The 22,175-nt window shown below is 36.3% G+C and carries 22 protein-coding genes; 8 read left to right on the forward strand and 14 right to left on the reverse strand.

Features of this window, described 5'->3' with window-relative positions; translation table 11 throughout:
• Positions 1 to 278 precede the first annotated feature (278 nt).
• The 4 genes from ACY2RT_RS03280 (at position 279) to ACY2RT_RS03295 (ending at position 2,016) form a co-directional block, all read left to right on the forward strand.
• Positions 279 to 734 (forward strand): SRPBCC family protein, encoded by a 456-nt coding sequence (locus ACY2RT_RS03280; RefSeq protein ID WP_490154442.1) that lies wholly within the window; start codon positions 279 to 281, stop codon positions 732 to 734.
• On the forward strand, positions 734 to 976 hold the full coding sequence (locus ACY2RT_RS03285; protein ID WP_490154443.1) for a hypothetical protein: 243 nt from the start codon (positions 734 to 736) through the stop codon (positions 974 to 976). Before ACY2RT_RS03280 ends, ACY2RT_RS03285 begins: the two co-directional genes overlap by 1 nt.
• Positions 973 to 1,416 (forward strand): DinB family protein, encoded by a 444-nt coding sequence (locus ACY2RT_RS03290; RefSeq protein WP_490154444.1) that lies wholly within the window; start codon positions 973 to 975, stop codon positions 1,414 to 1,416. The genes ACY2RT_RS03285 and ACY2RT_RS03290 overlap by 4 nt, the downstream gene beginning before the upstream one ends.
• Before the next feature lie 96 nt (positions 1,417 to 1,512).
• Complete coding sequence (locus tag ACY2RT_RS03295; protein ID WP_490154445.1) at positions 1,513 to 2,016, forward strand: OmpH/Skp family outer membrane protein; 504 nt, start codon at positions 1,513 to 1,515, stop codon at positions 2,014 to 2,016.
• Positions 2,017 to 2,051: 35 nt separating this feature from the next.
• Here ACY2RT_RS03295 and guaB read toward each other — a convergent pair whose 3' ends face one another.
• From guaB to ACY2RT_RS03335, 8 genes are all read right to left on the reverse strand, one after another.
• Positions 2,052 to 3,524 carry an IMP dehydrogenase gene (gene guaB / locus ACY2RT_RS03300; protein WP_490154446.1) on the reverse strand — a complete coding sequence of 491 codons (1,473 nt, stop codon included), beginning with the start codon at positions 3,522 to 3,524 and terminating at the stop codon, positions 2,052 to 2,054.
• Between the two features lie 80 nt (positions 3,525 to 3,604).
• A complete protein-coding gene (locus ACY2RT_RS03305; RefSeq protein WP_490154447.1) occupies positions 3,605 to 4,093 on the reverse strand; it encodes a hypothetical protein in 489 nt (162 codons plus the stop codon).
• On the reverse strand, positions 4,093 to 4,623 hold the full coding sequence (locus ACY2RT_RS03310; protein WP_490154448.1) for an FMN-binding protein: 531 nt from the start codon (positions 4,621 to 4,623) through the stop codon (positions 4,093 to 4,095). The genes ACY2RT_RS03305 and ACY2RT_RS03310 overlap by 1 nt, the downstream gene beginning before the upstream one ends.
• A 100-nt stretch (positions 4,624 to 4,723) precedes the next feature.
• Positions 4,724 to 5,902 carry a porin gene (locus ACY2RT_RS03315; protein ID WP_490154449.1) on the reverse strand — a complete coding sequence of 393 codons (1,179 nt, stop codon included), beginning with the start codon at positions 5,900 to 5,902 and terminating at the stop codon, positions 4,724 to 4,726.
• Between the two features lie 136 nt (positions 5,903 to 6,038).
• The gene (locus ACY2RT_RS03320) at positions 6,039 to 6,515 is read right to left on the reverse strand and encodes a heme-binding domain-containing protein (protein ID WP_490154450.1); all 477 of its coding nucleotides are present in this window, start codon (positions 6,513 to 6,515) and stop codon (positions 6,039 to 6,041) included.
• 3 nt (positions 6,516 to 6,518) lie between these two features.
• Entirely contained in the window at positions 6,519 to 8,057 is a 1,539-nt protein-coding gene (locus tag ACY2RT_RS03325) for a bifunctional metallophosphatase/5'-nucleotidase (RefSeq protein ID WP_490154451.1), read from the reverse strand.
• Position 8,058: 1 nt separating this feature from the next.
• Entirely contained in the window at positions 8,059 to 8,922 is an 864-nt protein-coding gene (locus ACY2RT_RS03330) for a hydroxymethylglutaryl-CoA lyase (protein ID WP_490154452.1), read from the reverse strand.
• 63 nt (positions 8,923 to 8,985) lie between these two features.
• Positions 8,986 to 9,600 carry a LysE family translocator gene (locus tag ACY2RT_RS03335; RefSeq protein ID WP_490154453.1) on the reverse strand — a complete coding sequence of 205 codons (615 nt, stop codon included), beginning with the start codon at positions 9,598 to 9,600 and terminating at the stop codon, positions 8,986 to 8,988.
• Positions 9,601 to 9,668: 68 nt separating this feature from the next.
• Between ACY2RT_RS03335 and ACY2RT_RS03340 the strand changes: the two genes are divergently transcribed.
• Complete coding sequence (locus ACY2RT_RS03340) at positions 9,669 to 10,586, forward strand: T9SS type A sorting domain-containing protein (protein ID WP_490154454.1); 918 nt, start codon at positions 9,669 to 9,671, stop codon at positions 10,584 to 10,586.
• Here ACY2RT_RS03340 and ACY2RT_RS03345 read toward each other — a convergent pair.
• Positions 10,576 to 11,589, reverse strand: a complete 1,014-nt coding sequence (locus tag ACY2RT_RS03345) for a quinone-dependent dihydroorotate dehydrogenase (RefSeq protein WP_490154455.1) — start codon at positions 11,587 to 11,589, stop codon at positions 10,576 to 10,578. The two genes, ACY2RT_RS03340 and ACY2RT_RS03345, sit on opposite strands and share 11 nt — an antisense overlap.
• Positions 11,590 to 12,167: 578 nt before the next feature.
• On the reverse strand, positions 12,168 to 15,017 hold the full coding sequence (locus ACY2RT_RS03350; protein ID WP_490154456.1) for a TonB-dependent receptor: 2,850 nt from the start codon (positions 15,015 to 15,017) through the stop codon (positions 12,168 to 12,170).
• Positions 15,018 to 15,497: 480 nt separating this feature from the next.
• On the opposite strand from ACY2RT_RS03350, the gene pepT reads away from it, so the two are divergent.
• Positions 15,498 to 16,739 carry a peptidase T gene (gene pepT, locus ACY2RT_RS03355; protein WP_490154457.1) on the forward strand — a complete coding sequence of 414 codons (1,242 nt, stop codon included), beginning with the start codon at positions 15,498 to 15,500 and terminating at the stop codon, positions 16,737 to 16,739.
• A 119-nt stretch (positions 16,740 to 16,858) separates the two neighbouring features.
• On the opposite strand, the gene yajC is transcribed toward pepT, so the two are convergent.
• The 4 genes from yajC to ACY2RT_RS03375 all read right to left on the reverse strand — a co-directional run bounded on the left by yajC (position 16,859) and on the right by ACY2RT_RS03375 (position 19,817).
• Positions 16,859 to 17,149, reverse strand: coding sequence for a preprotein translocase subunit YajC (gene yajC / locus ACY2RT_RS03360; protein ID WP_490154458.1), 291 nt, complete (start codon positions 17,147 to 17,149; stop codon positions 16,859 to 16,861).
• A 3-nt stretch (positions 17,150 to 17,152) separates the two neighbouring features.
• On the reverse strand, positions 17,153 to 17,641 hold the full coding sequence (locus ACY2RT_RS03365; protein ID WP_490154459.1) for a DUF1573 domain-containing protein: 489 nt from the start codon (positions 17,639 to 17,641) through the stop codon (positions 17,153 to 17,155).
• 54 nt (positions 17,642 to 17,695) lie between these two features.
• Positions 17,696 to 18,640 (reverse strand): transcription antitermination factor NusB, encoded by a 945-nt coding sequence (gene nusB, locus ACY2RT_RS03370; protein ID WP_490154460.1) that lies wholly within the window; start codon positions 18,638 to 18,640, stop codon positions 17,696 to 17,698.
• 82 nt (positions 18,641 to 18,722) lie between these two features.
• Positions 18,723 to 19,817, reverse strand: coding sequence for a Glu/Leu/Phe/Val family dehydrogenase (locus tag ACY2RT_RS03375; RefSeq protein ID WP_490154461.1), 1,095 nt, complete (start codon positions 19,815 to 19,817; stop codon positions 18,723 to 18,725).
• A 118-nt stretch (positions 19,818 to 19,935) separates the two neighbouring features.
• On the opposite strand from ACY2RT_RS03375, the gene ACY2RT_RS03380 reads away from it, so the two are divergent.
• Complete coding sequence (locus ACY2RT_RS03380; protein ID WP_490154462.1) at positions 19,936 to 21,693, forward strand: ABC transporter ATP-binding protein; 1,758 nt, start codon at positions 19,936 to 19,938, stop codon at positions 21,691 to 21,693.
• A gap of 65 nt (positions 21,694 to 21,758) precedes the next feature.
• Complete coding sequence (locus ACY2RT_RS03385) at positions 21,759 to 22,157, forward strand: PUR family DNA/RNA-binding protein (protein WP_490154463.1); 399 nt, start codon at positions 21,759 to 21,761, stop codon at positions 22,155 to 22,157.
• The last annotated feature ends 18 nt before the right edge of the window (positions 22,158 to 22,175 follow it).

Raw genomic sequence — 22,175 nt, forward strand, 5'->3', positions numbered from 1 at the left:
GCTCTTTCGCTAAATAATCACCAATTTTAGTGGATATCCGAACTAATTTTCAATCATAAATGGTTTTCAGAGCTAGAAATAAGCCTTATTTTGTGCATATTATGGTTTAACGACTAGACTTGCGGATTTTACATGTATTCCGGTACATACAAATTATATCAAAAAAATGTAACTTGCAGTAGCTATATATATGAGATAAGCCATACCGAATTTTTGTCTATAAGTTAAGTATTTCTAATGGTCAATAGCATTTTACTAAAAACCTAAAAACTGAAGAGATGAAATATACATCTGAAATCATCATCAACCTGCCTCGTGAAGAAGTCATAAAAAAACTGGACAATCCGGACAATATGAAACACTGGCAACAAGGATTGATCAGTTATGAAATTTTAAGCGGCTCCCCAAAAGCCGAGGGAGCCAGAATGAAACTGGAATACAAAATGGGAAAACGTGATCTGGTACTCACCGAAACCATTCTCAAAAATAAATTTCCAGAAGAGTTTCACGCTACTTACGATACAAAAGGGGTACATAACATTCAGCAAAACTTTTTTCAGGAAGTTGATTCCAATACTACTAAATGGGTTTCCAAAACCGAATTTCAATTTCAGGGTTTTGGAATGAAAATGATGGGTTGGTTAATGCCGGGCGCTTTCAAAAAACAGTCCATGAAGTATTTGCAGGATTTTAAAAATTTTGTAGAAAATGGCACATCTGTAGAAGGTAAATAATGACCGAACGTATTAAAATGATCTGGGACTTTCGTGGTCCCAATGCAGCTCCCATTGCACAACATCACGCCAAACACCTGGAAGAGTTCGCCATAGCTGAAGGCCTGCAAAATACAATTCAGGGAAGTGAACAAATTACCGCTATGCATCACATCGCATATCTGGTAGTGGAAAAGCAACATATGAATACACTGAGAGTGTCCTTAAAGCCAAACAGAGGTCAACTTTATAAAGAAAAATGAAAGATTTTTTTAAAGATAAGTTTCAATACAATTACGACTGTAATCAGCGTATGATCGATACTATTAAATCTAAACCACAAGCATATACAAAAAGAGCGCAGACACTTATTAGTCATACCTTGAACGCACAAAACATCTGGAACAGCCGTATTCTTGGTATCCCCTGCAAACAGGGAGTTTGGGATACCTTCAAAATTGAAGAATTGCAGGAACTTAATAAGGAAAGTCACTTACATAGTCTTAGTATTCTTGAGAACACTGATTTAAATGCTAGTTGTAAGTATCAAAATACCAAAGGGGATTCTTTTAATAGACGCATAGAGGATATCTTATATCATATTATCAACCACAGCAACTATCACAGGGGGCAATTAATGACTGAATTAAAAAGTAATGGGGTCACACCAATAAGTACCGATTTTATCTTCTTTAAAAGGTAGTTGTCACCTCTTATTTATTGTAACATCCTGTTAAAAATTAAATAAATATCAATTTTTTTAGTAGTATTGCAGCCCAATAAAATAATAACAAAACTCATGAAAATCTTTAAAATTCTATTTCTGTTTATCTCTGTAACTGCCTTTGCTCAAACAAAAGTAGGTACTGTTGATGTTGATTTTATACTTTCAAAAATGCCCGAACTTCCGGCAATACAAAAACAAATTGAAGACTACGGAAAAGAACTTGACGTAGAATTCAATAAAAATCTGGAAGCTTACAATGTTTTAGTGAAGGCTTATACGGATGGGGAAGCTGGTTTTACAATCGCTCAAAAGAAGACAAAACAAGATGAGATCCTAAATGCGGAAAATGAATTGAGCAAATTTCAGCAGAATGGTACTAAGCTTATAAATATACGACGTGATGAATTGGTAAGACCTTTATATCAAAAAATAGGTGTTGCTCTGGAAAAGGTTGCTGAAACTGAATCTTTTACACAAGTACTTCAATTAGACACTACTATAGTATATGCTGATAACAATTACGATCTTACTATAAAGGTCCTGAAAGAATTAGGCATTACTGTAGAGGAAGAATAATTTTTATAAAAATATTAGCTGTTGGAAGCACCTGATTATCTGGAATAATTTGGTGCTTCTTTTGTAATGGTAACATCGTGCGGATGACTTTCATGTATTCCCGAAGCCGTAATTTTTATAAACTTTCCGCTTTCTTTTAAAGTATCTATATCTTTAGAACCACAGTAGCCCATTCCGGCCCTCAACCCTCCAATAAATTGTGTCATACTTTCAACCAATTCACCTTTATAAGGCACCCGGCCCACAATGCCTTCCGGCACCAGTTTTTTGATATCGTCTTCCACATCCTGAAAATAACGGTCTTTAGAACCTTGTTTCATTGCTTCTACGGACCCCATCCCTCTATAGGATTTAAACTTACGCCCTTCATAAATAATGGTCTCTCCTGGAGATTCTTTTGTTCCGGCTAACAATGAGCCCAACATAACACTATCTGCCCCTGCTGCAATGGCTTTTGGAATATCTCCGGTATACCTGATACCGCCATCTGCGATAACCGGAACGCCCGTCCCTTTAATAGCTGCTGCTACTTCTAAAACGGCAGAGAATTGTGGAAATCCAACTCCGGCCACTACGCGTGTTGTACAAATAGACCCCGGCCCGATTCCAACTTTTACAGCATCGGCTCCTGCTTCAACCAGGTATTTAGCAGCATCTCCGGTAGCAATATTACCTACTACAACTTCTAGTTCGGGGAATTTTTTCTTTACTTCTTTTAAAACTGAAACCACACCTTTTGTATGTCCGTGTGCCGTATCAATGATCACTGCATCTACTTGTGCATTTACAAGTGCTTTGGTACGTTCTACAGCATCTGGCGTAACTCCCAAAGCTGCTGCTACACGTAATCTTCCAAATTCGTCTTTATTGGCAGTAGGTTTTTGGGTTAATTTTGTAATATCCCGAAACGTGATCAATCCCAGCAAAGTTCCATCCTCAGATACTACAGGTAATTTCTCAATCTTGTTTTTTTGAAGAATGATCTCTGCTTGTTTTAAAGAGGTCCCTTTTGCTACAGTTACTAAATTTTCAGAAGTCATTACCTCACTGAGTTCACGCTCATAATTTTTCTCGAATCGGAGGTCACGATTCGTCACAATACCAATTAGTTTCCCTTCATCATTTGTAATAGGGATTCCTCCAATGCTATACTCCCGCATTGTGCTTTGTGCATCGCCCACTGTAGCAGTTTTTGGTAAGGTAACAGGATCTTGTATCATTCCACTTTCGGCACGCTTCACTTTTCTAACTTCCACTGCTTGTTGTTCAATGGACATATTCTTATGCAATACCCCTATACCTCCTTCGCGTGCCATTGCAATAGCCATAGCACTTTCGGTCACCGTATCCATTGCTGCGGAAACAATAGGAACATTCAATGAAATGTTTCGGGTAAATTTTGTTTTGATAGAAACTTCTCGTGGTAATACTTCAGAATAGGCAGGCACTAAAAGTACGTCATCGTAGGTAAGGCCTTCTCCAAGAATTTTGTTGTTGTGTGCAGTCATTGCAATTAAATTTATATTCCGAAGTACCGGAAAGTGGTTACTATTTAATTGCGTGCAAATATACTACATTTAGTTGAGATTTATTGTTTTTTGAACAACTGTATTAAAACAGCAATGGCACCTATTACAAATACAGTAGTCATAACAATTCCGGAAATCAATACCACATACTTCATCCACAGCATTCCTTTCCACAATAAATAAATACCGCCAAAAGTGAGTATGATAGAAAAGAAAGGTTCTATCATCAAAAAAGCTTTTAATTTTCTGGGTAATGAGGTAATGCTAATCAATCCTCCCAAAAAGAAAAAAATGAAAGAGATAGACAGCACATGTGTATGCAAAATAGTGAGCATCTCACGCTCTCCTTTTTCAAATTTCATCACTTTTGCATTTACTTCTTCTTCATTGCCCAAATAGTTTTCCACCATACCATCCGGAGTAGTAGATTCGGTCTGGCCCACAAATAATAGTCCTGTCATGTAGCCAATACTCAATACAATGACAAAAGCTGCTATAAATAGTTTTACATGTTTCGGAAAAGTATGAATAAGACCGTTTAGTTGCATTACAGAATATTTTGCTTTTGAAGCACAGCGATACTTAGCAACAGGTTATTCATTGCATTGGTCATGGAACGTACAGAAATAGTTGCTCCACTAATAGGTATGATATCCTGATTGTATTTTAGCTCATTTGAAGAGGAAGAAGCTCCATTGAATTGCCGTAGCCAGCGTTTACTTCCAATTTCCCCACCGTATTCTTCACGATATACCAGAACCTTACTTTTGGTAATAATAAAATCCTTGTCAAACAACACCAGGTAATCAAAAGTAGCCGTTTTGCTGGGCGCGTTACCTATATATCCATACCCAAGTAAGTTTCCGTTAGAGGTGATTTTGAAAAGATTTTCGTCTTCAAATTCTGAAACTGTTTTGTCGTTCATATCCTTCGGAATGACAATGGCCTCCTTTTGGAAATTTTCAGTCTCATAAAACTTTGCCATTACTTTATCTGCTTTCTTTTGTATCTTTTCAGGAACAGCAAAAGCAGCACAAAAGATTATAATAACAAAAAAAGAAAACAACTTTTCAATCATAATGCAAAGGTATTTAAATTAAAAACTCTAACAACAAAAAGAGTCAAAACCTCTTGTTGCATAACAAGAGGTTTAAACTAACAAACACTTAATAAAAGGATTAGAACCATACTCCAATCCCAAAGTTCAATCGGTCGTCCACATCGCCTCCTTCTACTTCATTATCTCTAAACTGGTAGTCTCCCTTTACCACAACACCGGGAGCAATATGATAGCTTAATCCCGTAGTAATATCTGTGCGGTTATAGGCATCATTTCGTGCTAAGTCACCATCAGTTTTTGCATGTGTATCATAGCTTTCGTAGCGAGCAAAAGCTACCAGCCTTTGTTTTGCGGATAGTGGCAAAATGTTGTAAGCTCCTTCTATATAGTATCCCTGCAAAGCACTACCCAGGTCTTTCCCTGTTAAATTATTATATGCCTCGGTATCTCCTAATGCTGCGTAAATGAACTGCCCTCTGGCTGAGAATTTTTTAAAGCCATAACGTGCATCAAATCCTACCATCGAAATATCAATATTGGAACCATCCAACATTTCAACGTCATCTTCAGCCTGTGTTTTTCCAAAATAACCGGAAAGCCCCAGTCGCAATCCCGGAAGACCATAATAATCTAATTTTGCTGCAAAAGTAGGGGAATCTACAGTAGACTGGATCGCTTTTTGGCGACCGCCACGAAGTCCGTTACTTCCCTTTAAGAATCCGTCTGCGCCGCCTTCTCCATCTGAAGTAGTTGATTTAAATCCATTAAAAATGTATGCCTGATAACCTAATGAAGCATCAGGAAAACGTCCATTTACACCTACTCCGATTTCTCTCCAGGTAGTTGGTATGATACTGTTATCTACCGCCGGGCGTTCTGTTCCATTAAAGGTAGTTGGTTCGTGAAATTCGTTAACGATCCCCATTGGTACCAACATCAATCCTCCTCTAAGGCTTACATTATCACTAACTACATAATTTACAAAGGCTTGCTCAACAAATACCTCTTCTACATGTTCCAATTCTATTTCGGAAACAAATTGCGTTCTTTCATTGAATTTATATCCTAATAAAAGTACCAATCGTTGAACATCAAGTTCTCCATTGTCTCCTTCCGGCTGGTTATAGGTTATCTCACCATAAGCACCAATGGTAACTGCTTTACCAAAGTTTCCCGAGAGGATACGTTGTGCGGCATTTTGTTGTAGTTGAGGATTGAGTGAAGTTGAATCTTGTGCTGTTTGCGCGAAAGAAAATGCGGCAATAAGCAATGCTGAAAGAGTTAGTAGTTTTTTCATTTGTTCTTATTTAGACTTAATATAAATAATTGAATAATTAAGGTGCAAAATTACTATTGAAAAAACTTTTAAGCAAGCTTATTTAGATTAATTTTAAATAAAAATAAGAAGATTTTTAAAAATTGCTGACAAACAACTAATTAGAAGATACATTTAATTGCCCTTTGTATTGAAGCTTTGCAACGGTAGCCCATTGTAATAATAAAATCTTATCGTTTTCTTCCAGATTTTCATGTACCCAGGTATAAGAGTTTAAAGGCATCTCCCCTTCTTTTACCATTTCAATTACTTCTTCGAGTTTATGATCTTTCTTTTTAATGGAATAGTCTTCCCAGGTAGAAACATTAAAATGTCCTTTACCATGTTTAATATGGCCTTCCAGCCAAAATGAAATAGGAGCTACTTCTGCATACCAGGGATATTCTGTTTGGTTACTATGGCAATCGTAACAATTCTCTTTTAAAATTAAGGCTACCTGCACAGATGGTTTTGTTTCACTTTCAAAGGCAATTACTGTTTCATATCCCTGATTATTTTTATCAGGGCGTATAAATTGTATAACCACTAAGGCAACTAGCGCAAGTATCAAAAAATATCTTATAAACTTTTTCACATTCTATTTTTTAAGGGATTTCAAATATAAAATTACTGCTTTTCTAATATCTGAAGCTGTTTCAGTTTCTTTTGGTTCATATACTTTTAAAACGCCTTTATTTTCCGGTGTTAAAAAAGGAATATCATACCCTTTAAGTAAAAAATCACTAAAAGCTATTTTGTATGTTTTTGTACTTTCAATAGGATTGCCTTCCAATAACCAACCTCCGGAGGAACTTTCTGTTAAATTATATCGTTGTAAATAGGCTCCTGTACCGCTTTTGGATTTACCAAAATCAAGTACTTTAATTAAAAGATCGCCTGTTATATCTACTTTTATGACCTGGCCTCCAAATGGCAATACCCTAAAAATATCTAAGCTTGTCACTTCTCCCTGCAGTACATCATCTAACCGTATGGAGCCTCCATTTACCAATGCTGCATCTGTTTCAACTTCAAAAGATAGAGCCATAGCATGTGTTATTATATCACCAAGGTTTGTTTGTACCCCTCTACTTGCGCTATCGGTCCCGTCCAATGGTGGGCTTGCATAAAAGATCACCTCATTAGGGTCTGCAATCACCTCTTCTATCTTACTTTTCAAAATAGAATTCCATTTGTCTACAATTACAGCTACTTCAGGTTGAGATGCTATTTTCTCATCAATAGGCATTAGATGGGAATCTATTTCCAGATTACCTGTCTTCTTATTATACGTAAGCGTATGAATGTAAATTGTTTTTGCGTTGGCATCTGCTTTTGCAATAATTGCATTCCCGGATGGAACCAACATACTATTATGTTCATGTCCGCCCATAATGAATTGAAGCCCGGAAAAGGATTTTGCCAATATTTTATCCTGCTCAATTTTAATATGGGTTAGGCCGACAACTATATCTGTTGTTTCCTTTAACGTCTTGTAGGCTCTTTCCGCTTCAGTAAAAATATCTCCATAGAACACAAAATCCTGGGGATTGGAAGGAATGGTAACACTAAAAAAGCCTATTTTTATTTCTGTTCCATCCGCATCAGCAAAAGTGAGGGTGTGTGTATTTTTTACAGGAATGTCTGCGAAGGGTTTCTGAATTTTAAATGGCTCGTTTCCTGTTTCGGTTACACGTAACACATTTGCAGAAGTCCATTGAAAGTTAGACTCATCCAACCGTTTCTGAAGTGCCTCTGCTCCTATATCAAATTCATGGTTTCCAAAAGTGACAAGGTCAAATTTCATAGCGTTCATTACTTCTATCATTTGTTTTCCGCGAATGCGTTCTCCTTCGTATTTTATTGTTCCTAATAAAGAAGGATTTAAAAAATCTCCCGCCATAAACATAAAGGTGTTTGGATTTTCACCGGCAATGGAATCTCTTACATGAGCTACTCGTGCCATTCCTCCATACTTACCACCGCTTAAGGGAGCTATTTCGTAGACATCATTTAGCTGAATGAATTTGAAAGTAATGATCCCGTCATCAGCTTTGTTTCCGGAAACAGATTGCTTGGGCTTACAGCTTATAACTAGCAATCCCAAAAGCAATGATATTGTAATAATTTGCTTCATTTTAGTGGTATTTTGTAAAAATCTTTGTAGCCTCATTATGCGAGCTTTCAAAAGACATTGTATTTATATTACTGTCTACTTTTTGAGCCGTAAAATAGCTCAGCATTTTTTCAGTAGGCATATTCCCAGTTAGCTCATCTTTTGCCATTGGGCAACCTCCAAATCCTTGAATCGCACCGTCAAACCTTCTACAACCTGCTTTAAAAGCAGCATCTACCTTTTCATGCCAGGCAGTTGGTGTTGTATGCAAATGTGCTCCAAATTCTATCCCGGGGTACGACGGAATTAAATTTGAAAACAAATAGGTAATTATTTCCGGAGTAGATGTCCCTACCGTATCACTCAACGATAATATTTTAACACCCATGTCCGAAAGTTTCTCGGTCCACTTCCCTACTATTTCCACATTCCACGGATCTCCGTATGGGTTTCCAAAGCCCATTGATAAATAAGCGACTACCTCTTTATTGTTAGCTTCTGCCAAATTCAAAATTTCCTGTAATACATCTATTGACTGTGCTATGGTCTTATGGGTATTACGCATTTGAAAATTTTCAGAAATTGAAAACGGATATCCTAAATATTGAATTTCGGGATGTACAACAGCGTCTTGAGCTCCTCTTACATTTGCAACAATTGCCAGAAGTTTACTCTTAGTGGCAGAAAGGTCCAATTGAGATAACACCGCTGCCGTATCCTGCATTTGCGGTATTGCTTTTGGGGATACAAAGCTTCCAAAGTCTATTGTGTCAAATCCACAACGCAATAGAGATTGTATGTATTGTACTTTTTCTTTGGTAGGAATCCAATCTTTAATGCCTTGCATGGCATCTCTAGGGCATTCTATGAGTTTCACTTTTTGCATTCCCGTAAAGATAGCATTTCTAATGGCATATTGAAGCTACAAAAAACAGTATTCAAAAGAAATTTAGGGAATTAAAATAAACACGGCGATCCCTACAAAAACTAAAATCTGTAGCCACTTTAAACCTACTCCAACTGTTTTGTGTTCGCGTAAATATTTGGAAATACTTCCGGCCAAAAGAGCGATCGTACTAAAGGTCACAAATGAAACCAGCATAAAAGTAATCCCTAAAATAAAAAATTGAAGCGCTGTATTCTCACTTGGATTCCACAAAAATGCCGGAAAGAATGCAAGGAAAAAGATCATCACTTTAGGGTTGACCAAATTCATAATAACGCCTCTTTTAAAAAGTCCTGCATTTGACTTCTTTGGAGCATTATCGCCTATAGAAACCTTAGCATCACTCTTATATACTTTGTGAGCTAAGTACAGTAAATACAAAGCACCAAAAACCTTAATCCCGTAGAAAATACTCTCTGAAGCAGTAATTATTGCCGAAACACCAAAGGCAAGTAATGCGGTATGAACAATACAGCCACTGATAAGTCCTGCTGTAGTTGCAATTCCACTTTTACTACCATTTACAAGTGATTGAGTAAGTACATAAATATTATCCGGCCCCGGCGAAATGGACAATGCCAGAGTTGCCAATGAAAACGAAATAAGTGTTTCTAACATTTTTTAAAAATAGTATTAATTGTGAAGTTTCTGTGATATTTGAAATTTAACTTGCATAAAAAATTGTTATGAAAAAGAATGTATTATCCCTTATTTTAATTGCTTTTATTACAACACTGTTGTATTCACAAAACTCAACTGCTATATACACAATTACTTTTGATAGCAATTGGAGCCAAGCCGCACATCCACATTCCAGTGGTAATTTACCTGCCAATGCACACTGGTCTAAATTAGTAGGTGTTACTCACACCAATGCTGTTACCTTTTTGGAAATGGGACAAACTGCTACTGAAGGAGTGAAAGATATCGCCGAATTAGGCAGTAACACTGTGTTCTTTTCTGAAGTAAACATTGCTATCACTGCAGGAACCGCCAACCAGATCATTGATGGAGATGGATTGCCTACTGCATTGGGGCAAACTATAATTAATGATGTAACAACAACAGATGAATTTCCGTATCTCACACTTGCATCCATGATAGCTCCTAGTCCGGATTGGATGATTGCCGTAAACAGTATTAATCTCTTAGATGGAAATAATGACTGGAAGGATTCGATTATAATTGACCTGTTTCCTTATGATGCGGGAACCGATAGTGGAACAGATTACACTTCTACAAATAGCGAAACAAATCCTAAAGAACCTATTTCAAGTTTGCAGGGAGTAGCTCCTTTTTCTTCCGAAAAGATTGGAACTTTAACAATCACATTGGAAAATATACTAGGTGTTTCTGGTTTTGAAACGGAAAATTCAATTCAGATCTTTCCAAATCCGGCCAGAGAAAATATCACAATTACAACTCGAAGTAATTTAGAAACGGTTGAGGTCTACAATATATTAGGTGAAAAAATAGCTTCAGTTAACAACATTAATAATTCAGAGTTAATAGTTGATATTACTGAATTTGCTTCGGGAGTTTATGTATTACATACTATAGACGAAAATAATAAGGCAACTACAAAAAAAATTATTAAGCTTTAAGTAATGCCTTATTAATATCCCTGATTAGTTTTGGGCCTTCATAAATGAAGCCGGTGTATAGTTGAATTAAGCTTGCTCCGGCTTCAATTTTTTCCAAAGCATCTTCAACGCTATGGATACCTCCAACACCAATAATTGGAAAAGCGTTGTCACTTTTTTCTGAAAGGAAACGGATCACTTCCGTAGCTCTTTTTGTCAAGGGTTTTCCACTTAACCCACCTAATTCTTTCTTGTTTTCTGAGATCAATCCGTCACGGGCTATCGTAGTATTGGTTGCAATTACTCCATCGATCTTAGTTTCTGATACAATATCGATAATATCCAGCAATTGTTCATTGATTAAATCAGGAGCTATTTTTAAAAGAATAGGTTTTCGTTTTAGATTTTCACTATTCTTATCCTGAAGTGTCTGTAATAGATTTGTTAATGGCTCTTTATCCTGAAGTTCTCTTAGATTAGGTGTGTTGGGCGAGCTCACATTTACAACAAAATAATCTACATGATCGAATAATGCTTCAAAACAGATTAGATAGTCATCTACTGCTTTGTCATTGGGTGTAATTTTATTTTTACCAATATTCCCTCCAATAAGAACCTTCTTATTGGTTTTAAGCCTTTCCACAGCTTCCTTTACACCTCCATTATTAAAGCCCATCCGGTTAATTAGAGCTGCATCATTTTTTAAACGAAACAATCGCTTTTTGGGATTGCCAAGTTGTGGCAGCGGTGTTACCGTACCAATTTCTATAAAACCAAAGCCAAAGTTAGAAAGCTCTTTATATAGCCTGGCATCTTTATCAAATCCGGCTGCCAGACCTACAGGATTTGGAAATTTTAAACCAAATAATTCTCGTTCCAGTTTAGGGTTTTCAATTTTATACATACTTCTAAAAAGCCCGCTAAAACCAATTGTGTTTAAAAATCGGATCACCGAAAAAGTGAAATAGTGAATTCTTTCCGGATCAATGAGGAAGAGGATTGGTCTGAGAATTATTTTATACACCTTAATTTATTTGGTTTGTTAATGAAATTATTTCAATGAATTTGTAAAATCAATGATTTTTTGAATTCCTAAAGTGATATTGGGTGCAAAGGTTTCAATAAATTTTAAATTTAAAGGCATATTTCTATTCTTTTGATATTCATTTATAGTTTTTTTCCATTAAAATTGACAAATGCGAGTCGAAAAACATATTTATCCGGTTCAAAATAGAAATCTGTCCTCGGAAGTAATGCCATATTAAATTTTTCTAAAAGATATTTTGCCAATGTTTTGATGTTGCTGTAAAAAAAGTGCTATCTCTTTCCGAAGTTTAGGTAGCCCTAAAATTAGTAAATAGTTATTGTTATCTAAATTCCTGATAAGTTGAACAATTGGATTTGGAATTGGAAAGGGAGATTGTCCAAAGCCAAAATGATATATGGTATTTCCCTGATCTCACAACTTCTTTAGCTTTTGGTTCATCAATAAGGTGGCTGAAGGCTTTAAATTGCTGGTTGAATCATTTATTAAGGCCATAAAACAAAAAGAGGTTGTCTTAATTTTAGACAACCTCTTTAAAAACCAATAGGTCTTTATTATTATTTGATCAATATATTAAGTCTTGCAAACAAGAACCTTCCTCCAACACCAAATTGCTTAGAGCGTCTTGAGTAAATAAATCTTCCGGAAGATCTGAAAGCTTCGTCTGCTTCATCCGGATAAACATCTAAAAGGTTATTCGCGCCTAAAGTAAACTTCAGGCTCTCAGAAAAATTATGAGAAACACTAAGGTCAGTAACAATTTTTCCAGCATATATTCTATCGACTGTTGGATCTGTATTATTGGTTGCTTCTTCAACTTCACCAAAGTAACTGTTTCTTAAATAGAAATTCCAATTGTCGTTAAGACTTAGATTATTTGTGAGAGTTCCCTGTGTGTTTGGCACAGCAGATTCCAGATAGATCCTGCTGGTGGCATCGAAAAATGTATCTGTCAAACCTGCATTGGTAATCGTAGCAGGTATGTTGATGCCTTCAACTGTAGTTTCAGAATACGTAAAAGAAAGAGTATTTGTTAACTTCATATTATCTGATACATTCATATTGTTTTCAACCACAAAATCAATTCCTTTTGTTTGAGTATCGACAGCATTTGTAAAAAATGCAGCCTGGCTGGCATTAGCCTGAGCAAATAGTGCTGCTAATTCTGCATTTCCATTATCATTGAACTGCCCACTTAAAACTACTCTGTCGTCAATATTGACCAGATAGCCATCTACCGTTAGTTTTACTTTCGGACCCGGTATATTGGCCGTGAATCCAGCTGTAAAACCTATGGACGTTTCTTCTTTCAATTCTTCTATCCCTAATATTCTTGCAACACGGGAGGTATTAGGAAAAATACCCACTTCGTTTGGCACTCCATCGACAAATATGGTCGAAGTAGAGTTAAAATGAATTTGATGTAAGGACGGGGCTCTAAAACCGGTTTGGGCTGACCCACGAATGTTTAAATTATCGGATGCCTTCGCCAGGAAAGATACTTTTCCGTTTAGGGTTCCGCCAAAATCAGAGAAATTCTCATATCTTGCTGCAGCTGTAGCTCTGAAACTTTCTGTAAAGTCTGCTTCAACATCTACATACCCGGCTACAGAATTTCTATAAGCGTCCACTTCATTTTCAGGTTTAAAGCCTGGAAAAACCTGAATACCTCCCGGCCGTGTGCTTCCGAAGAAATCTGTTGGAACAACAGAGTCAGGGTCTGTAGGGTCGTGAACATTTCCTTCCATATTATACTGTGCATAAGAAGCTTCCTCACCAGCAGCAATAACATAGTTCTCTACCCTGTATTCGGCACCAAAGGCTATATTCAAACCAGACAATACATCATCATAAAATTTAGAAAAATCCAGATTTGAAGTGTTTTCTCCATAATTAAACCCTCCGGCATCTGCTTCAAAAGGAGTTGAATTTCCTAAAGAGGCATTTAAAGAATTGGCGATTCGATATGTGAAATCATTTTTACCTGTATTATTACTTAGGTCAACATTCCAGTCACCTATCTTACCTTTTATCCCAATGGCCAGCGCTTTGTCTTTAATATTTGTATTGATCTCAGGTAAGAATCCATTTATCCTGGCGGGAGTATAAGCTCTGGACTGATAAGGCAATCTATAAAACCCTGCCGAATTTCCATTTTTAAAACCTAAACCACCAAAAGCATAAACTTTAAGGTTATCACCTACGGGTAACTCAAAGTTTCCAAAAAACTGTCCTCCTCTTAATTCAGATTGCCCAACACGCATGTTGAAATCACTTCGGGTTAATCCTCTGGCAGCAAGCTCTGCTGTGGTATTATCATCTGCCAATAGTCCTTGCAGGTCTTCTTTTGTTGCATCTGTAGGAAGGTTTAACCCTGCCTGATTACCATATAAGATAACATCTTGTACATCATCATCCAATAATAAGCTTAGGTCATATCCATCATTAGCTGCAAATCTTTCAACAGTATTATAAAGATTGAATATTTGGCCTTCCCATTCTATCATTCTATTGGTAGCACCTCTAAAATCAAAATTACCTGTAAAGTTGATGAACCCGCCATCATCTCCAAGAGGCAAACCATAGTTTGCACCTATATTTATTTTTTCGCCATCTACTCCGTCATCCGGATTTTCACTGGTAAAATTCGCTCCTGTTGTAATATTAAGAGCTAGCTCGTTCGTGGCTTTCTTTAAAACAATATTAATCACACCGGCAATTGCGTCAGACCCGTACTGCGCAGCGGCTCCATCTCTTAATATCTCAATGCGCTCAATAGAATTTACCGGTATTGTATTTAAATCGGTTCCTACAGACCCTCTTCCAAAAGTTCCGTTTACATTCACCAAAGCTGTTTTATGACGTCTTTTCCCATTTATTAATACCAATACTTGATCTGGGCCTAATCCTCTAAGAGAAGCAGGAGCGATATGGTCGGTACCATCTGAAATAGTTTGGGTATTGGATGAAAATGAAGGAGCCGCATAATTAAGGATCTCTGTCACCGTAACTTGTGGTGCACTCGCAATAATTTCTTCCATATTCAATACATCAACCGGAACTGCAGAATTTATGGCAGTTCTTCCGGGGTTCCTTGTACCAATTAGAACAATTTCATCCAGAGCAACTCCAGATTTAAGTGATACATCCATAGTGGAGCCACTTACGGGTACCTCCCGGGTTTCATAACCTACATAAGAAAACACTAAAACATCTCCTTGTGTGGCCTCAATAGTATAATTTCCATCAAAATCTGATAATACTCCTCTTGATGTTCCTTTTATAACAATTGATACACCCGGGAGTGGTTCTGAGATATCATCGGTAACAACACCGGACACCTGTGCATTGGCTACAATCATTGTTAATAATGCAATGAAAGTTGTAAAAAAGTTTTTTTGCTTCATAATAGTATTGATTATTTAAATTAATTAAGACGATTTTTAAAGTATACCTTTATTTTGATAAGGGATGGGATAGGATGGTACATCGAAATTACGTTTTCGATAAAAACCCTATATCTTTGGTTATCTACAATGTTCAGCAGTGTGTCTTTGTTAAAAATATGGCGCATAACTTATCTCAAATAAATTTCCTGGAAACAAATATTTTCAAAGTGATACTTTTTGGAAAAAAGTCTAATTAGTAAAGTCATTGAATCGCCCTTTTTTGAAGGGCATCAGAAAGAAGTCAGTAAAACTCTGGAAAATAGTTGCATCTGGTTGTTAACGACCACCAGGTTTTATTTTTCCTGTGAGATCTAAAAGTTGATAGTTTTATTTGTTTGCTTGTTTTCTACAAGGTACATATTTTAAATTTGAGTGTTGTATTCATCCAAAATTGTGTTACATAATTCAGGTTTATTATATCTTTGAAAAAAATAGTATATGATCGATAAACAATACCTCATCAACCGCTTTATAAGTTATGTAACCGTAGATACAGAAAGTGACCCTGAAAGTGATACTACTCCGAGCAGTGCTAAGCAATGGAACCTTGCTAATGCATTAGTGGATGAATTAAAGCGTATTGGACTGCAAGAGGTCACCATAGATGAAAATGCATATATCATGGCGACACTGCCTAGCAATGTGCCCTATGAAGTTCCCGTGATTGGTTTTATATCGCATTTTGATACTACGCCTGACTTTACCGGTGCGAATGTAAATCCGCAGATCATTGAAGATTACGATGGAAGCGACATTGTTTTAAACCAAGAACAGAATATTATTTTATCTCCTGATGATTTTGAAGATCTTTTGCTGTATAAAGGAAAAACATTGATCACTACAGACGGAACAACGCTTTTGGGTGCTGATGACAAAGCAGGTATTGCTGAAATAATTTCAGCAATGGAATATCTTATAAATCATCCGGAAATTAAACACGGGAAAATCCGTATAGGTTTCACTCCCGATGAAGAAATTGGACGTGGTGCTCATAAATTTGATGTGGAGAAGTTTGGTGCAGACTGGGCCTACACTATGGACGGAAGTCAGATTGGTGAGCTGGAGTACGAAAATTTTAATGCGGCAGGTGCAGTTGTTACCATTAAGGGGAAAATTGTACACCCCGGTTATGCTAAAGGAAAGATGATCAATAGCATGTATATTGCTACAGATTATATTAATTCTTTACCCCGTTTAGAAACCCCGGAACATACGGAAGACCGCCAAGGCTTTTTTCACTTACATAGTATTAATGGAGAAGTAGACGGGACAAAGCTTCAGTATATCATTAGAGATCATAACAAGCTACACTTTGAAGCACGAAAAGAAATGATGCTTAAATTGGCTAACGATTTGAACTCTCAGTATGAAAGAGAAGCTATTTCAGTAGAAATAAAGGATCAGTATTTTAATATGCGGGAAAAGATCGAGCCGGTAATGCATATTGTAGAAATTGCCGAAAAAGCTATGAAGCAAGCAGGAATCGAACCTATCATAAAGCCTATTAGAGGAGGTACAGATGGCTCACAGTTAAGTTTCATGGGACTTCCTTGCCCAAATATATTTGCCGGTGGGCATAATTTTCATGGCAGGTATGAATATGTCCCGGTTGAAAGTATGCTTAAAGCAATAGAAGTGATTGTTAACATTGCCCAGGAGGTTGTATCTCAAAAAAAATAAAAGCATTCTTGTTCAGGGCTTTTTTTAAACCTACACTGTTTCATTTTAATATTAAAAATATTCAAATAAAAAACCTTCAGTTTTCACTGAAGGTTTTTTATCGTTTTAGAAAAGTGCAACTATTTTTTTACAGGAGCATTTATCTTTTTTGTCATATCCATGGAGAGTGCAGAGCGTTCAAATTTCATTTTACCGGCTCCGGTCTCTATAATGCAAGTCCCGTCATCGTTTAAATCCAATAACTTTCCATGCATTCCACTTTTAGTAACTACTTTATCTCCTTTTTTCAGGCCTTTATTAAAATCTTTTTCTTGCTTTAACTTTTTTCGCTGTGGTAATACAATGAAAAAAATTATAAAAACAGCAAAAAGTAAAAGAGGTCCAAGGAATTGTTGCATTTCACCACCCATTTCTTATTGGGTTTTTAAGATACCGTTTTGGCCTGTTGCAGCAGCACCTTCAGGAGCATTTACAAAAGCCTTAATCTTGATAGTTTCTTTACCGGCAGCTGTGTTAGTAGTAATTGTTACTGTTTTGCTTACCTGATTTTTCCCACTACCGTTAAACTTTACCAGTAACTCACCTTTATCACCAGGGGCAACAGGTTCTTTTGTATATTCCGGTACTGTACATCCACAACTACTTTTAGCATCTACTATTACTAAAGGAGCATTTCCTGTATTTGTAAATTTGAATACATGTTCCTTTGGGGTGCCTTGATCGATGGTTCCAAAATCAAATTCGGTTTCTTCAAAAGTCATAACAGGAACCTCTCCTGCTTTCGCATCACGTTCTGCAGCAGCTGCAACATTTTCTTCGCTCACTTTGTCTGCAGCATTTTCTTTACATGAAGTAAAGGCAAAGACAGATAATACTGCTACAATTAAGATTGATTTTTTCATAGAATAAAAAATTTTTAAGTTTTAAGCGTCGCTAAAATACTTATTTTTTTGATTTTACGTAAGCCCTCGCCCAATTTTATTTAATTTCTTGGCTTCGGAAAAATCTTTCACCAATTTATCCAGAATCCCATTAATAAACAAGCTACTTTTTGGTGTTGAATATTCTTTCGAAATTTCCAGGTATTCGTTAATGGTAGCCCTCACAGGAATAGAAGGAAAATTCAAAAACTCTGAAATACCCATCTTCAAAATAATCATATCAATCCCGGCAATACGCTCCTTATCCCAGTTAGGGGTTTTACCTTCAATTTCTTTGTTTAGTTTTTCATCGTTCAAAATTACTTTCCGAAGTAATTGCAGCGCATATTCACGGTCTTCTTCATTTTTATACAGATCCGGAATTAATGTAGTACCTATGTTTTTTGCAGAGACCTTAGAAAGTACTTTTACCAAAACGGTATTAACTATAGGAAAGTCATCCAACCAGGTAAGGCGCTTGTCTTCAAGGTATTCATATAATTTTTCATTAGGTGCGATCACTTCTTTATATACCCTGACAATGAATGCCTTATCTTCGTTAAAACTGGTGTCTTTTTTTGAAAGATATTCTTCATACCAGTCCTGCTGAATTAAAGATTTAAAAAGAATACTAACATATTCACCATCTTCCTTCCAGTAATCTAGTTTTTTGTTTTTTATGGCTTTAGAAAGGGAACTGTCTTTCGCTATTAGCTGAAGTAATCTATTATCTACAAACGCTCTGCTAGGGTTTCTTTCCAAGTCTGTAGCCAAATGCTTTTGCTGAGATTTAATAAGGTAGTCCTCTGCATGTTCCTGCATGGCAACCAACAGTTGAAGCATTAATAGATACAAATCATGCATTTGGTCTATACTGTACCATAAGAATTTTTCCTGCTTATCAAGGTCCTGATGCTCTCTTTGATTGAATGCGTAAATGGACTGTAACACTTTTACCCTAATATGTCTTCTTGTGAGCATAGTTATAATATAAAGAACTTTTGTAAAAACAGCGCACAAGTAAATACTTGTGCGCTGTAAAGATACTATTTATCTATAGAAACTAGTTGTTTTTTTTTGCGTCAATTCTAGATTGAGCAATATCCAATGCTGCTTTGTGAGCTGTAACTCCGTCTGTTTCTGCATTTGTAAGAATCTCTAATGTTGTATTATAGATATTCTCTGTCTTACGAATTATCTCCTGACGCCCATAATTCTCTAATTCAGCATAAACATTTATAATTCCACCGGCATTAATTAAAAAGTCTGGAGCGTAGACAATTCCTCTTTCACGAAGCATCATTCCGTGTTTTTGTCCATCTGCCAATTGGTTATTAGCAGCACCTGCAATTACCTTCGCTTGTAACTGATGGATTGTATTGTCATTAACTGTTGCTCCTAAAGCACAGGGTGCATAGATATCCATAGGTTCTGCATACAAATTACTACCGTTGTAGATATCCACACTATATTTATCACGAACTTCTTCCAAACGTTCTTGGTTGATGTCGGCGATATATACTTTAGCTCCTTCATTGGTCAGGTTTTCAACTAAAGCCTCTCCTACATTACCAATACCCTCTACATAAATAACTTTGTCTTCCAGAATATCACTTCCAAAAGTATATTTTGCTGCTGCTTTCATTCCCATAAAAACTCCATAAGCTGTTATTGGGGATGGATTTCCGGCCCCTCCTTTTGCTTCAGAAATACCCGTAACAAAGGGTGTTACAGTACGAACCAGATCCATGTCCTCTGTTTCCATTCCAACATCTTCTGCTGTAATGTATCTTCCGCTTAAGGAGTGTACAAATTCACCAAAACGTTTCATTAACTCAGGTGTCTTCTCTGTCTTGGCATCGCCAATTATTACGGCTTTACCACCACCTAAATTTAATCCGGTGATTGCAGATTTATAGGTCATTCCGCGAGAGAGTCTTAGCACATCATTCAAAGCTTCCCATTCACTATTATATTGCCACATGCGAGTGCCTCCAAGAGCTGGTCCCAAAACCGTATTATGGATTCCGATTATTGCTTTTAATCCTGTATCTTTGTCGTTGCAAAAAACAACTTGTTCATGATTATCGAAAGATAATTGCCCAAATACTGGGTCTATTTTTTGAAGTTCATTTGACTTTACTACTTCACTTATCATAAAAATTTTTGATTTTATAGATTCCTTAAAAAGGACGTGCAAAAGTAGTGGTTTAGTGACATTCCAACAAAGAAATTGTTGTTAAAATAAGAATTTATAATAAATACTATTCCTTTAAATGAAAGAGCTTCAATACCTTAATCGTTATTTTATTAAATATAGAGGAAGACTGCTTTTAGGGCTTTTTATTACTATTATCGCAAGGATTTTTGCATTACTTGCTCCAAAGTTTATTGGAGATTCAGTAACTGTAGTTGAAAAATCGATTAGTGGTGAAATTACAGACATTGCATTAGTAGAATCTGAATTGCTTACAAACATTCTGCTAATATTGGGAACTACGCTTCTCGCCGGTTTCTTTACTTTCTTAATGCGACAAACCTTTATTGTAGTTTCTCGTTATATTGAATATGATCTCAAAAATGAGATCTTTCAGCAATATGAAAGGTTATCCCTCAGTTTTTATAAGCAAAACCGCACAGGAGATTTAATGAACCGCATAAGTGAAGATGTCTCGAAAGTACGTATGTATGTTGGGCCTGCAATCATGTATAGTACTACAACTATTACATTATTTATTGTGGTGATAAGCTATATGTTTTACAAGGCTCCATTACTAACGCTGTATGCTATTGCTCCCCTTCCGGTGTTATCTTTAGCCGTGTACAAGTTGAGTGTGGCTATCCATAAACGCAGTACCATAGTACAACAATACCTATCTAAACTTACTACCTATACTCAGGAGAGTTTTAGTGGAATTTCAGTTATAAAAGCCTACGGAATTGAACCCAGGGTCAATGAAAGTTTTGTAACCCTTTCCGAGACCAGCAAAGAAAAAAATATAGATCTGGTAAAAGTGCAAGCACTTTTTTTTCCTCTAATGATACTGCTTATTGGTGTAAGTAACCTTTTAGTTATCTATATAGGAGGAAATCAATTTATCAATGGTAAAATTGAGGATCTGGGAACTGTTGTCGAATTTTTAATTTATGTAAACATGCTTACCTGGCCGGTTGCAGTTGTAGGCTGGGTAACATCTATGGTACAGCAGGCAGAAGCTTCACAGAAACGTATTAATGAGTTTTTAAAAGAAGAACCCACTATAAAAAATACGATTGCCGAAGCAACGCCCGTCATTGGAAAAATTGAATTCAATAACCTGAGTTATACATATCCCGAAACAAATATCACTGCTTTAAAAGAAGTTTCATTTAGTGTTAATCCAGGAGAGACACTTTCTATTATTGGAAACACAGGATCCGGAAAATCTACTGTTTTAGAATTAATTGGCCGTTTGTATGATGTGGAGAGCGGACAGCTGAACATTGATGGAACTCCTATAAACAAATTAAACCTTAATAGTCTTCGTAGTAGTATTGGCTATGTACCGCAGGATGCCTTTTTATTTAGTGATTCCATTAGTAACAATATTAAATTCGGAAAAGAAAATGCCACTGAAGCCGAAGTCATTGATGCGGCTAAAAATGCAGCAGTACATAAAAACATAGAGGGTTTTAGCAAAGGGTATAATACTATTCTTGGGGAACGTGGTATTACATTAAGTGGTGGTCAAAAGCAAAGAGTTTCTATTGCTCGCGCTATCATTAAAAACCCACAAATTCTATTATTTGATGATTGTCTTTCGGCGGTAGATACCGAAACTGAAGAAGAAATCTTACAGAACCTAAACAAAATCTCGCAGAATAAGACCACAATAATTGTGAGTCACAGAGTCTCATCGGCTAAAAACGCAGATAAAATTATTGTTTTGGAAGAAGGGAAAATTATACAGCAAGGTACTCATAATGAGCTAGTAAACACAGATGGCTACTACAAAGAACTGTATGCAAAACAACTTCTTGAAAAAGAAATATAACGTTTGCTTTGGCATATTTATATTTTTTTTAGATTTTTGGCAAAACCTTAACAAAATTGACAATTATGAGTGATCAGTATATGATGGAGAAAGAAGAAATATTTTCAAAAGTAATGCGTGCCGGAAGACGTACTTATTTTTTTGATGTAAGATCTACCAAAGCTGGAGATTACTACCTGACAATAACCGAAAGTAAAAAATTTACCAACGACGACGGTTCTTACCATTACAAGAAACACAAGATATATCTTTACAAGGAAGACTTTTCTGAATTCCAGAATAATGTAAACGAGATGATACAGTATATCATCGATGAAAAAGGTGAAGAAGTTATTAGTGAACGTCACCAGAAAGATTTTAAAAAGGAAGAGCATCAGAATGCAGAAGCAACTCCGGAAGCTGATGCAAATACAAAAGAGCCTACAGCCTCAGATTTCACAGATGTTGAATTTGATGATATATAGTTAAATCTATATTAAAAT

Source organism: Ulvibacter sp. 2210JD10-4 (assembly GCF_058148525.1).